At 38.9% G+C, this 12786-nt stretch carries 14 protein-coding genes; 12 read left to right on the top strand and 2 right to left on the bottom strand.

Annotated features, from left to right (window positions below; translation table 11 throughout):
• Nucleotides 1-62: 62 nt before the first annotated feature.
• Nucleotides 63-740 (bottom strand): 5'-methylthioadenosine/S-adenosylhomocysteine nucleosidase family protein, encoded by a 678-nt coding sequence (locus AA650_RS12855; RefSeq protein WP_053539317.1) that lies wholly within the window; start codon nucleotides 738-740, stop codon nucleotides 63-65.
• 81 nt (nucleotides 741-821) lie between these two features.
• Between AA650_RS12855 and AA650_RS12850 the strand changes: the two genes are divergently transcribed.
• From AA650_RS12850 to AA650_RS12795, 12 genes are all read left to right on the top strand, one after another.
• Nucleotides 822-1238 (top strand): XisH family protein, encoded by a 417-nt coding sequence (locus AA650_RS12850; RefSeq protein ID WP_053541284.1) that lies wholly within the window; start codon nucleotides 822-824, stop codon nucleotides 1236-1238.
• Nucleotides 1226-1552 (top strand): XisI protein, encoded by a 327-nt coding sequence (locus tag AA650_RS12845; RefSeq protein WP_053539316.1) that lies wholly within the window; start codon nucleotides 1226-1228, stop codon nucleotides 1550-1552. Before AA650_RS12850 ends, AA650_RS12845 begins: the two co-directional genes overlap by 13 nt.
• Before the next feature lie 151 nt (nucleotides 1553-1703).
• Nucleotides 1704-4490 (top strand): efflux RND transporter permease subunit, encoded by a 2787-nt coding sequence (locus AA650_RS12840; RefSeq protein WP_053539315.1) that lies wholly within the window; start codon nucleotides 1704-1706, stop codon nucleotides 4488-4490.
• Between the two features lie 351 nt (nucleotides 4491-4841).
• Entirely contained in the window at nucleotides 4842-5228 is a 387-nt protein-coding gene (locus AA650_RS12835) for a DUF2267 domain-containing protein (RefSeq protein ID WP_027403890.1), read from the top strand.
• Between the two features lie 137 nt (nucleotides 5229-5365).
• The gene (gene ureE / locus AA650_RS12830) at nucleotides 5366-5806 is read left to right on the top strand and encodes an urease accessory protein UreE (protein ID WP_053539314.1); all 441 of its coding nucleotides are present in this window, start codon (nucleotides 5366-5368) and stop codon (nucleotides 5804-5806) included.
• On the top strand, nucleotides 5784-6470 hold the full coding sequence (locus tag AA650_RS12825; RefSeq protein WP_053539313.1) for an urease accessory protein UreF: 687 nt from the start codon (nucleotides 5784-5786) through the stop codon (nucleotides 6468-6470). The genes ureE and AA650_RS12825 overlap by 23 nt, the downstream gene beginning before the upstream one ends.
• Nucleotides 6471-6475: 5 nt before the next feature.
• Nucleotides 6476-7072, top strand: coding sequence for an urease accessory protein UreG (ureG, locus tag AA650_RS12820; protein WP_053539312.1), 597 nt, complete (start codon nucleotides 6476-6478; stop codon nucleotides 7070-7072).
• A 230-nt stretch (nucleotides 7073-7302) separates the two neighbouring features.
• On the top strand, nucleotides 7303-7767 hold the full coding sequence (locus tag AA650_RS12815; protein ID WP_199924241.1) for a hypothetical protein: 465 nt from the start codon (nucleotides 7303-7305) through the stop codon (nucleotides 7765-7767).
• Between the two features lie 31 nt (nucleotides 7768-7798).
• A complete protein-coding gene (locus AA650_RS12810) occupies nucleotides 7799-8218 on the top strand; it encodes a thioredoxin family protein (protein ID WP_053541283.1) in 420 nt (139 codons plus the stop codon).
• Nucleotides 8219-8687: 469 nt separating this feature from the next.
• Nucleotides 8688-9233: a hypothetical protein gene (locus tag AA650_RS12805; protein ID WP_053539311.1), complete on the top strand. Its 546-nt coding sequence runs from the start codon at nucleotides 8688-8690 to the stop codon at nucleotides 9231-9233.
• Between the two features lie 631 nt (nucleotides 9234-9864).
• Nucleotides 9865-10071: a hypothetical protein gene (locus AA650_RS12800; protein ID WP_053539310.1), complete on the top strand. Its 207-nt coding sequence runs from the start codon at nucleotides 9865-9867 to the stop codon at nucleotides 10069-10071.
• 104 nt (nucleotides 10072-10175) lie between these two features.
• Nucleotides 10176-11825 carry an MBL fold metallo-hydrolase gene (locus AA650_RS12795; RefSeq protein WP_199924240.1) on the top strand — a complete coding sequence of 550 codons (1650 nt, stop codon included), beginning with the start codon at nucleotides 10176-10178 and terminating at the stop codon, nucleotides 11823-11825.
• 138 nt (nucleotides 11826-11963) lie between these two features.
• On the opposite strand, the gene AA650_RS12790 is transcribed toward AA650_RS12795, so the two are convergent.
• The gene (locus tag AA650_RS12790; protein ID WP_027403878.1) at nucleotides 11964-12275 is read right to left on the bottom strand and encodes a DUF6679 family protein; all 312 of its coding nucleotides are present in this window, start codon (nucleotides 12273-12275) and stop codon (nucleotides 11964-11966) included.
• Between the last annotated feature and the right edge of the window lie 511 nt (nucleotides 12276-12786).

Below are 12786 nucleotides of genomic sequence, written 5' to 3'. Positions count from 1 at the left end.
GTTTAGATCCCCGACTTCTTAGAGAAGTCGGGGATCTTATGGGTCTATTGGACATTCTTGCCTTAAGCCGTAAACAATAATTGTGTGACTGTTGTTAAAGCTTTGAGTCCTTTTAATGAACCGGTAATTAATCGAGTTGCTGCTGGGGGTTGACGGATTAATTCCCAAGCTAAGGGTAAAGGTTGTAATGAGCCATCTGCACCAATTGCTGATGTGATATTGGGGATGTCATGGTGAGCATCATCGCTAACTACTCGCAGGATGGCTACTTGTACTGGTGGAGAAACTGCGTCAGATGGTTGCTGGAAAAATTCGAGAAAAGCGTATCCTTCCATATCTACAACGTCAGCACCGGATTGTTCATGTAACTCGCGTTTTTGTGTGGCTTTATATAAGAGGCGATCGCTCGTTAACCCTTTGACTAAAGATACATGATCTCCAAGTTTATTATGTATATCTGCGGTAAAGGAATTATCGCCCTCTTGCAGATTTCCTTGATAAAGACAATTTTGATATAAAACAATATCTCCAATTTGATATTTTTGGCTCAAGCTACCGCATAAACCCATCATCAGCATCCGATTTGCTTGATTATGGGTGAATTGTTGTAAATATTTCCGCACTGGTTCAATTCCCATTGGTATCGCTAATACCTTGGTTTGAGAATTGGGGACGCGCCTTAATCCGCGACAGACGGCTTGATATTCTGCTCCCTGGGGGACTAAGATCAAAGTTGACATGAGAATAAAAAATTTAGAAACTATTTTCCTTTTACTACTAAGAGTGTAAAATACTAAAGATACAACAATTTAATGTTATCCGTGTCTGCCAAAGATATTTTTCATGAATCAGTAAGAAAAGCTTTAGAAAAAGAACAGTGGTTAATTACAGATGATCCACTAAAATTTAAATTTGGTGATGTCAATTTTCAGGTCGATTTAGCTGCCCAGAAATTACTTGGTGCGGAAAAAGCAGGTGAGAAAATAGCTGTAGAAATCAAAAGTTTTCTCAATCCTTCGGCAATTACAGACTTTTACGCTGCGTTAGGTCAGTTTCTCAGTTATCGTCTAGCATTGGAAACTATTGAACCAAATCGTATACTGTACTTAGCGATTCCCTTAGATGCTTATGAAATATTTTTCCAACTTGAATTTACTCAAATTGCACTACAAAGATATCAAGTACCATTAGTAGTCTATGAACCCAGGAAAGAGGTAATTTTTAAATGGATAAAATAGCTAAATATCGAGAATATATTCAAACTTTGTTAACTAATTACGCCAAAGATGATGATGAAGAAGAACTACAACTGATTTTTGATACCCAAAGGGATCATTACCAATGGATGAATGTCGGTTGGCAAGAACTACATCGAGTTTATCGTAGTGTCATGCACTTTGATATTAAAGATGGCAAAATTTGGCTACAACAAAATTTGACAGACCAAAATCCTGCTGAGGAGTTAGTAAAAATGGGTGTTCCCAAAGAAGATATTGTGTTGGGGTTGCATCCACCCTACAAGCGTCCATATACAGATTATGGTGTTGCTTAGAATACTTTGAACAAGGAACGAAAGGATTAAGGATCTACCATGACTAAACATCTACAACCATTTTCACCCTAGAAGTTCTATACTAGCCTGTCAGTTGTCAGTGATCAAAAGACTGACAACTAATGACCAAGGACTCAAATAATTTTATCAGATGGTACAGACCAATACACAATCTACACGCGAAAGCTTCAATATTTCCAAATTAGCGATTAAGTTTTCTTGGTTGACAGTGTGTTTTTGGATAGGTATAGCGGTAGCTGGTATCCTGGCATTCAGTTCCCTCAAATATGCTTTATTTCCAGACATCACCTTTCCGGTAGTGGTGGTAAATGCCCAAGCACCCTTAACATCTGCCCTAGATACGGAAGAACAACTAACTAAACCCCTGGAGGCAAGTCTCAAATCACTGGCAGGTCTTGAGGATATTCGTTCATCAACCTATCCTGGTCAAACTGCCGTAATTTCCTCTTTTGTGGTGGGGACAAATTTAGAAACTGCGACCAAGAAAATTTCTCAAATCGTCAATCAATTAAATCTACCCAAGAATGCCACTAAAAAAATCATCCCTTTGAATCTGAACGAATCAGCGGCTGTTAGCTATGCCATTGAAAGCACTGCTGGGAAGATTGACAATTTACAGCAAATAGCAAAAGCGAAAATTGTCCCAGCGATCGCTAAATTACCAGGAGTTCTCAAAGTCTCCCTCTTAGGAGATGGCAACACAAGGAGTCAGGAGCGTAGGGGCGCAGGGCCTGCGCCCGTAAGTCCCATAAGTCAGGAAGAAGAAAGAAGAAGGAATGTTTTATTACCCTCATCTGGCACTTTAGTAAGATTCAATGGTAAACAGGCTTTAGCCTTTCAGGTAATTAAAAAAGGTAATGCCAACACCCTAGAAGTAGTCAGTCGGGTAGAAAAAGAAGTACAACAGCTAAGGTTGAGCTTAAAAGATGTCACCCTCACCTTAGCTGCTACCCAAGCTGAATATATCCACAACGCCACCCATTCCACCATAGATGCACTGATCGAAGCGATCGTCCTCTCAGTAGTTGTCATCTTTCCCTTTTTATGGAATTGGCAAGCCACCCTAATTTCTGCCTTAGCTATTCCCGTGTCTTTGTTAGGGACATTTATCGTCATGGCGATATATGGCTTTAACCTAGAAACCATCACTCTGTTAGCCTTAGCTTTAGTCATTGGCTCGATAGTAGATGATGCGATCGTTGATGTAGAAAACATCATGCGGCATATAGAAGAAGGAAAAACCCCCCGCGAAGCCGCACTCATAGCCACCAATGAAATTGGTTTAACTGTCACCGCAGCCACTTTAACAGCAGTAGCGGTATTTTTGCCTATCGGTTTAATGGGTGGAGTCATTGGTCAATTTTTCAAACCCTTTGGGATTACAGTTTCCGCTGCGATGCTGACATCTTTATTAGTAGCCCGAACCTTATCACCCGTCTTAGCTATTTACTGGCTCAAAGCTAAATCATCCAGTTCTCCCCAAAAGCAAAGTAAAATTTGGCTAGAATTTGATCAGGCTTACCGTAACTTGTTAGCCTGGTCATTGCAGCACCGCTTAATAGTTGTCGGCTTGGCAGTTGGTAGTTTAATAGCTGGTTTAGCCCTGATTCCCCTAATTCCCAAAGGGTTTATTCCCAAACTTGACCGAGGAGAATTTAATATTGTCTATACTGCTCCCTTACCTAATCTTCCTGGGAATCTTGGACAAGCGGGGCAAGGAGGACGACAACAACCAGGAGGACAACCAGGACAAGCGGGACAAAAAGATAAATTAGAAAATTCGTCTTTGTCTGCTGCGGCTTTAGCTGCTTCATCATCTTCTATTCCCATTCCTAATCCTCTAAACGATTCTTTGGATGTTGCTAAGAAACTGGAAGAAGTAGTGAGGAAGTCCCCCGCAGTAGCAACGGTATTTACTACTGTCGGTTCTCGTGAAGGTGAGCCAAACAAGGGTACGCTGTACATTAAGCTGAAAACAGACTCAGAAGTGAAAACGGCAGAAGTACAAGACCAACTCCGCGCTGCTTTGCCAAAATTGGCGGGTGTAACTACAAGTGTAGAAGATATTCAGTTTGTAGACACAGGTGGACAAAAACCTCTGCAAATAGCCTTACAAGGTAATGATCTTCAAGCCTTAACGACGGCAGCTAAAGCAGTAAAAGCCCGAATTGAGAAAATATCTGGGTTTGCTGATATCACTATCACAGGTGCATCTGATCAACAAGATCCAATTTTACAAATTGAACGTTTGAATAATCAGCGGGTGGCTTATATCGGCGCTAATCTGGGTCAAAATTTAACTTTGGGTGATGCGACGGATAAGGTGGTAGCAGAAGCTAAAGCAGTTATACCTGCGGGTGTTTCTTTGAATTTGGGAGGAGATTCTGCCCGTCAGAATGAGGTTTTTGGGAGTTTTGGCACGACTTTGGGATTATCAGCACTTTGTATTATTGTGGTGTTAATTTGGTTATTTAAAAGTTGGGTAGACCCCATAGTTATTGGTCTTTCTTTACCTTTAGCAATCGTGGGGGCGTTGTTGGCACTGCTATTTACAAAAAGTGATTTTGGGATGATATCTCTAATTGGTTTTGTATTTTTGCTGGGGATTACTAACAAAAATGCCATCTTAATTGTAGATTACATTAACCAGTTAAGAGATTCTGGACTAGAAAGAACTGAGGCAATTCTCAAAGCTGGACCTGTCCGGTTGCGTCCCATTATGATGACAACTGCGGCGACAATTTTGGGGATGGTTCCCATTGCTTTGGGTTTAGGTGCGGGTTCAGAATTGCGATCGCCTATGGCTGTATCTATAGCCGGTGGTTTGGTCAGTTCTACTATTCTCAGCTTGTTTGTTGTCCCCGTATTTTACGCCATTTTAGATGATTGGTTTCCTAGAAAGAAGATAAAACAATAAAAACTCGTAGGGTGCGTCAAAAGTTAATTTAATAATTAGATGATGAATTAACAAGTTTGACGCACCGTTTCAGTAGAAAACTTTTAATTCTTAATATCCCTAACTTCTTGAACAAATTGGGGATATTTCACTAATATATCTATCGTCAGATATAGCTATATCTAACTCTTGGGGATGAAGTTAAGTGAATCGTTAAAGCCTAGAATACACTTACTATTGCCAAAGCCACCTTTAGTTTTAAATATTAAATTATAAGTTGGAGGTAATCAGTCATCATGTTTAGGACTTCTCTCACTCATAATTGTTTGATTGATAAGACAAATTATTGATTTGAATACTGGAGATAAAAAAATGGAATATACCGAGTTTATAACCCATGTTCAAAGTTTAGCTCAATCGGAATTTCGTGAAGAAGCAGAAGTTGCTACTCGTGCTACTTTTGAAAGTATTAAAAAAATTATTCCTAGTGATGAAAGAGAAGAATTAGCAGCACAAATACCCCAGGAATTGAGAGAATATTTGTATGGAGGTGAAACAGAACCTATTCAATCTTTGAATTTACAAGAATTTATTAAATGTATCAGTGACAAAGAAAAGGTAGAACCCACGATAGCTGCTATTCATGTGCGGGCTGTTTTTGCTGTTGTACAACTTGCTGTTTCTCCCGAAAATTTCCGCAAATTTTATAACTATTTCTCTCATGATTATGAGGAATTATTTACCATCTCACTCGCTTAGTTAAAAGAGATTTGTAAAGGGAAAATTTGAAAATACTCGATTTCTCTAAGAAGTCGGGTATATTTTTGTTTACTAAATATTGAAAATGAATTACTATAGATACAGAATCATCAAAATTAAAGTTAATTTCAGGAATTATGCTGACTTTTACTCAACGTCAACCACCTAATGATGATACTATAGTTACTTTCACTCTTTCACTGACTGCGGAAGAACGAACTCGTAGCCGCCATAAATTTACATTAGCAAATGGTAAGGAAGTTTTTTTGCGTTTGGCTAGAGGTACAGTATTAAATGATGGCGATATTCTCATAAATGAAAATGAAAGTATGAATATGAGAATTATTGCTAAACCTGAACCAGTTTTAACTGCATTAGCAGAAATTCCTTTATTATTAAGGGCTGCGTATCATTTAGGAAATCGTCATGTATCTGTGGAAATTACTCCCACTTATTTACGCTTATCTCCAGATACGGTTTTAGCTGCTATGTTGACACAATTGGGATTAGAAATTAAAGAGGAAGTTGTACCTTTTCAACCAGAATTAGGGGCTTATGGAAATCACTCTCACACATAGCCATTTTTTGGCGATTTTACAATTAGCAAGTCCAGCTTTACCTGTTGGTGCTTATGGCTATTCGGAAGGGTTGGAAATGTTAGTAGAAAATGGGACTATTACTAATATTGAAAATCTTCAAGATTGGCTAAAATCTGAGTTAATTTATGGCTCAATTCGCCTAGATGCGGCAGTAATGACGAGGGGTTTTCATGCTATCCAATCAGGTGATAGGTCGGCTTTAAAGCGGTGGAATTTATGGCTATCAGCGGCGAGGGATACGGAGGAATTACGGGCTGCTAGTTGGCAAATGGGACGTTCTCTGATGCAATTATTGGGGAAGCTAGAACCGGATATTTTACCTGTGGTGAATGCTGTGGGTTATCCTAGCAATTATGCGATCGCATTTGCTATAGCTTGCGCTCATTGGGATATAAATATTCAAACTGCTTTATTAGCTTATTTACACAGTTGGGCTAATAATTTAATTACCGCTGGTATCAAACTTATTCCGCTGGGACAAACTGCGGGACAGGAGTTATTACTGGGTTTACAACCTTTATTAATTACTACTGTGGGGGAGATTTTGAGAATGGAGGATGATGATTTGGGATGTTGTAGTTGGGGTTTGTCTTTAGCGAGTATGCAGCACGAAACCCAATATACTAGATTGTTTAGGAGTTAAAAATTATGACGGCTTTAAGAGTAGGAGTTGCAGGTCCTGTGGGTTCGGGAAAAACGGCTTTGGTAGATGCTTTATGTAAGGGTTTACGAGAAAAATATCAGTTAGCAGTGGTGACAAATGATATATATACTCAAGAGGATGCTCAGTTTTTAGTGCGTTCTCAGGCTTTGTCAAGCGATCGCATTTTGGGTGTAGAAACAGGTGGTTGTCCCCATACAGCTATCCGTGAAGATGCTTCTATGAATTTAGCCGCAATTGAACAATTAGAAGAAAAATTTACCAATTTAGATTTAGTCTTTTTAGAAAGTGGTGGAGATAATTTAGCTGCTACTTTTAGTCCTGAATTAGTAGATTTAACAATTTATGTCATTGATGTGGCTGCTGGTGATAAAATCCCCCGTAAAGGTGGTCCAGGTATTACTAAATCTGATTTATTAGTTATTAATAAAACCGATCTTGCTCCCTATGTGGGTGCTGATTTGAATGTCATGGAAAGAGATGCGAAAAAAATGCGTGGTGATAAGCCTTTTATTTTTACAAACCTGAAAACTCAAGCTGGTTTAGGAGATGTGATTCAGTTTGTGAATGCAGCTATTTGTTAATTGTTTGAAGTGGCTAACACCACGCTGCGCTATCAGGATTTATAGGATTAAAAGATTTACAGGATGTTAGCTTGTGATTGATATTATGATGGTACGATGTAACTAATATATAGTAATCATAAGTTATCTTACAAACCATGATTGAATAATTGTCTATCTTAATGTACAATTTATGATATTCAAATTTTCAACAGGTAATAAAAACAAATTGACTACTATCGGATGACTGGTTGAATATATGGAATAACACCAGTTTTTACTGCCAAAATATAGTCAAGCTTGTTTATAAAGGTCAAGTTTGGGGATTGGTGAAATACAGTCTTTATCCATATTTTTATCCTGAAACCGCTCCTCCCATATTTATGGAAATAAACAATATAGAAGCATACCCTACCAGTCGAGGAGATGTTACTTCAAGGTTAATTGAACCTATTGGTAAATGGTTAATTTGGTATGCAATAAAGGTTGCTTTCGAGTTTTGCCAGGTAACACCAGTGGAATCATTCATTTCGCTGGAAGCTTTGGATGAAGCTGTGGCATACTATAGGGATAAGGTACAGATGGAATATCTTGGTTTTTTAGGTAGCACTCCTAGTGGAGAAGACTTATATGTATTCAGATTTTCACGAACCGCAGCAGCAGAATTTTGTCAACGACATGAAACCAGATGGGGAAAACCAAAGTTATATGAATAGTAATGAAATAATGGCAGGATCAAAAGAGATAATGACTCATGCTCAAAGACAGGCTTTTTTGAAAACATCTCGTTTAGGTAAGCTACTTGGAGTTGCACATTTACTTCCTGAATCTGACGTACAACCAACTATATTATCTATCAGTGAAAAAACATTTACCAAAAATGTTTTAGAATCCCCTATCCCTGTTTTAGTAAATTTTACAGCCCCTTGGTCGGAATTCTGTAAAATTATTCATCCTTTGTTGCTACAATTTCAAATTCAATGCAGTGATAGAATAAAACTAGTGGAGATAAATGCCGATCAAAATTTTAAACTATCTAATACTTATAGGCTTAAATCCCTACCAACTTTATTGCTGATTGAAAATGGTATTGTCAAGCAGAGGTTAGAAGAATTTCGTTCACAAGAAGATTTACGTCTAGCATTAAAGAGCATTCAAATCAGCTAAGTAGGTTGGCGTTGAAAATTGTCGTTATGGCAGGGCAAGAGGCAAGAGGCAAAAGGCAAGAGTAAAGAGGTTTTGGGCGATTTTACGTTTCTTTACACAGTTTGGTTTTATTGTGTTCACCTACTTATAACAATAACAATAGTTACGCTGAAAAAATTGATCAGCTAAAATTTACAGGTTAAGATTACAGGCTCTTGCGTCTCTTTTATGGTGATTGAGATTGAGGATTGATGATAACAAAACCCTTACGGGACAAGGGTTATAAACAATTATTTCCATATTTTCAATGAAATGCCTACACAATAGGGCTTTCAATGATTTTGAACCAGGTTTTCCATAAAAATAACCGAAGAACCTTAAATACTGTGACATAAAATAGGATGGTAGGAAAAGTAGTTATCATTGATATTTAGGTTTTTATTTCCTTCCCCTGATGAATTGTCTTGTAAAAATCCAACGGAATTACTATATGTATAATTACAAACAAGCTATTTTATCATTATTTTTAGTTGTATCCTGCACTGTTATTAGTAGTTGTGATTCTAGCAATACTGCTGATAACCCAACTCCAGAAACAATACCAAATAGCAAAATTAACCCCAAGAAACTACAGAAGTCTCCCACTCCCACAGTTGAGCCATATTCTAACAATAAAGCCATTTCTGGGAAAACTACTCACGTCACGGTATACACAAGTGATGCTCAATGTCAAGAGCTAATTCCTCAAAAAGCTGACGTTTCCGCAGCAGAACCCATGAATGAAGCCATAGGTAAAATATTTAAAGAACAAAGTACAGCAGATTTTAGCGTGTCTGGTTATCGCGTCAATGTAAAAAACGGTGTTGCAATTGTTGATATCCGCATCTCACCAGATTCCAAAAGACAAGTATCTTCTCTTTCTAGTTGTGAACAGTTTGCGTTGTTTAGCAGTGTCCGCAAAACATTAATTAGTAATTCTCAGTGGAAAATTAAAGATGTCCGCTTTACTGAACGGGGAGAGGATATTATTCTTTAAAGTTTTTTCAAGATAAAAATTTAACCAGCAAAATTTAGGTGTATTTTAGCGGTAGAGACACCTGTATAGATTCAGATTCATCTAATTTACCCTGTTGTCTACCTGGACGATGAAACGGTATTACCAAAACTTCTTTTGGTTTTATATCGTGTCTCTCAATTAATCCAGCAAAATATTTTTTCAACAACTTTAATAAAGTCTTTAGGGACTTCCAAGAAATAAATTATCCTGATTAACGAACCACAGAGGCGCAGAGGACACAGAGGAATAAGGGTTTGAGAGATTTTTGCGTTAGGTGGTTGAGTATTTTTTTATTTGGAAGTCCCTTAGCTTTGACGCTTGGAAAAATACTCATACTAAAACACTTAATGGCTTAACAATATAATCTTCTTTAGGACTGTTTAACTTTGAAGTTCTAGAGCAGGGAACTAGCTACGCATCCCCTGGTAGGTCTTTAACTCTTACCTCTAACGTAGTTCGGTTAAGAACTGAGTCCAACTAGGCTTTTACAAGCCCTCACTTACCCGAAGGGAAGTGATGGGTGGTTGACCCTCTCATCCTGGACATCTTGATTCTGACAAGTTGCCCCTGCCCATACCATAAAAGTGCTATATTTACTTATAACCCAAGTATGGTAAAGATTTCTAGTGATTTTGCCCAAATGCAAAAACACGATATTAAAATCAAAAAGTCTGAAGTTAAGGGGATAAAATTAATGGACATCAAACTAATTTTAGTGGGTTTAACTGTTATATTTACGGTTTCGTGCTTATTCTTTGGTACGAAAAATGGCTTTTATGATTCCGATAACTATCATGGTAACGGTTCTGCACATTAACAAGAGTGACAACTTAGGTTTCCAACTTTTTTGAACTTTGCAGAGGAATATTGCTAAAAGCCAACTTTCTCAGCCAATAGTTTGATTGAGGGGAGGAGCAAATAATGAATAATATATCAATTGATGCTGGAACAACAGCTAACGAGTTGGAATGCTTTCCCTATAGTGTTCAGCATCAAGATGAAGGGGTGTGTCTACTGGTCAGGATGGGACCACACCGGATCATGTTAGATTTCGGTTTGACAAATATTTCCCCTGTAGCACAGGAAATGACTCAATCGGCACATCATGGGATACCAGCGGATTTAGTCCTAATTAGTCATGCTCATCCAGATCATGCCAGAGGCTTATTAACACTACATCAAGCTTTTCCCCTATTACCTATTTATGCTAGTGAGGTAACAACGAAGTTATTACCGCTAAATTGGCCAGATGAAGAACTACCAGGAATTCTCTCATTTTGTCAGGCATTACCATTGCGATCGCCTGTAGAAATCAGAGAAAATTTAATAGTAGAATTATTTCCCGCAGGTCATTTACCCGGTGCTGTGGCGATTCTCCTCACTTACCACACCCCCAACCGTGATTATAAATTACTTTACACAGGTGATTTTTTCCTATCCAACTCCCGTTTAGTCGAAGGGTTGCGACTAGATGAACTCCGGGGTTTAAATTTAGACGTGCTATTAATTGAAGGTAGTTATGGTACATCCCGTCATACCCATCGTCGTAACCAAGAAAATCAACTAGCAGAAAGGATTCATCGCGCCATTAGTTCTAGTGGCACAGAGAAAAACAATTCAGTAATTTTACCAACCCCAGCATTAGGATTAGGTCAAGAATTACTCATGCTGTTACGTTCCCATCACCACTTTACAGGTCGAGATTTAGATATTTGGGTTGATGGTGCTGTAGCTGCTGGTTGCGATGCCTACTTAGAACTTTTACCCCATCTCCCCGCCGCTGTCCAGAATTTTGCCCGACACCAACCTTTATTTTGGGATGAACGGGTAAAGCCTCGTGTAAGAAGATTAAAGCCGGAAAACCTAGCCACTTTAGGGACATCTCCTTGTATTGTTCTCACGGACTCTTCCGCAGATTTACGTAAATACTGCCAATATAACACAGGCAATTGGTTGATTCTTTTACCGGAAAAAATTGATCTTCCCGTTAACCCAGAATATTTAGCACCAACGAAATTTGAAAGTTATCTTTTAGCGCAACATAGTGATAGACCAGGAACAACCCAGCTAATTCATAATTTACGACCCCAGCACGTTATTTTTGTGCATGGTTCTCCCAGCTATCTAGCAGATTTAACCTGCTTAGAAGAGCTACAAAACCGCTATCATGTCCACTCACCAGCAGCCGGAACTCTAGTAGAATTACCAATTGGGGAAACATTTTTACAACCTGCCGCCCCAGAAACTAATTATGAGGGAGAGTTGACGGAATTAGGTACTGTTATTACCATCACTCTCCCTGATACAGTAACAGCAGACCCCCGCTGGAGACAATTCGCTGACACGGGTTTAATAGAAGCGCGTTGGCAGGGCGAAGACCTTGTATTGCGGGGGTTATCCCCACGAGAACTTGTAAACCCCAATCATCTTCGCCCTAATTCTGGTGATGTTGCGTGCTGTGGTAGCTGCCGACACCAAAGGGGGCAACGGTGTTGGAACCCCGCTGCCCCCTTATATAATTTCAAAGTTACCCTTGACGGATACTGTCCTGCTTTTGAACGCTTGACGTGAATTTAATTTAGGAGCGTTTAATAAGCCATTAGCAATCAGCATTGAGTTAATTTTGGGTTCAATTCCGCCACCTCTACAGGTGGAATGTTGCTGAGGTGGGGTTTAAATCCTCTTGTTAACAACACGCTGACGGCTCTTTCAATCTGGATTTAGGTCAGTATAAGGGTTAGGGATACGCTCTGCTTCTGGACATTCTTCAGTTGTCAGCGGATCTATGTTACCGCGTTGCACTGAAGCTAATTTTTGAGTAACAGATCCGATGCTTTCAAGACGAACCATCTCCTCCCAAGAACAAACTTCATCTTCTTCGTCTGTCTCATAGCGTAAAGTCACTAAATCGCCCTCGATATCAATGATGCGGGCCCGCTCTATCCAGCGTTGCTGATCCCGCAAAAAAACACATACCTCCCGCCCGTCGCAACACAGTTGATAAATTTTGCGGTGTAGCATGTAGTGCTTCTGCCTTTTTATACAACGTAGTTAAACCTGTCAAATTCGGGTTCCACCCCTGGAATATCCGCCTCTAAGAGGTGAATTTCGTAGTCAGAACCCAGTAAGTTTAGTGACTCAATTTTACCACTTATTTTTAGTCATTAGTGTTAGGTGAAATTTTGGGTCTTAAGCTTTAGTTTACCGCATTAGTTGAACGGCTATGGCAACTGTTAACATCTACAGACATTTTTCTCTGATTTGGCGTTTCTAGGGGCAAGGCTAGTTATCCTTATTAGCACGCTTTGTCAATAGAAATATTATGTCTGGGCGCAACATAGCTTTCAGCCCTTTAATGAGACTATCTAGCTAAGTACAGATAACCGATTGGATAGTCTATAGAAGATTCTCCCCAAGGTTAAAATGTGTATTCTATATAAATGATAACATTATTTCTAGTTTCTTAAAGGTAAATAATTTTTTTTGTATAAATTTTTGAATAAGATTAGCCAGGCGTTACGGAAGCAAAATG

Origin of the sequence: Anabaena sp. WA102 (genome assembly GCF_001277295.1) — a bacterium.
Taxonomy (GTDB): Bacteria; Cyanobacteriota; Cyanobacteriia; order Cyanobacteriales; family Nostocaceae; genus Dolichospermum; species Dolichospermum heterosporum.
This window is presented reverse-complemented; position numbering and strand designations above follow the sequence as displayed.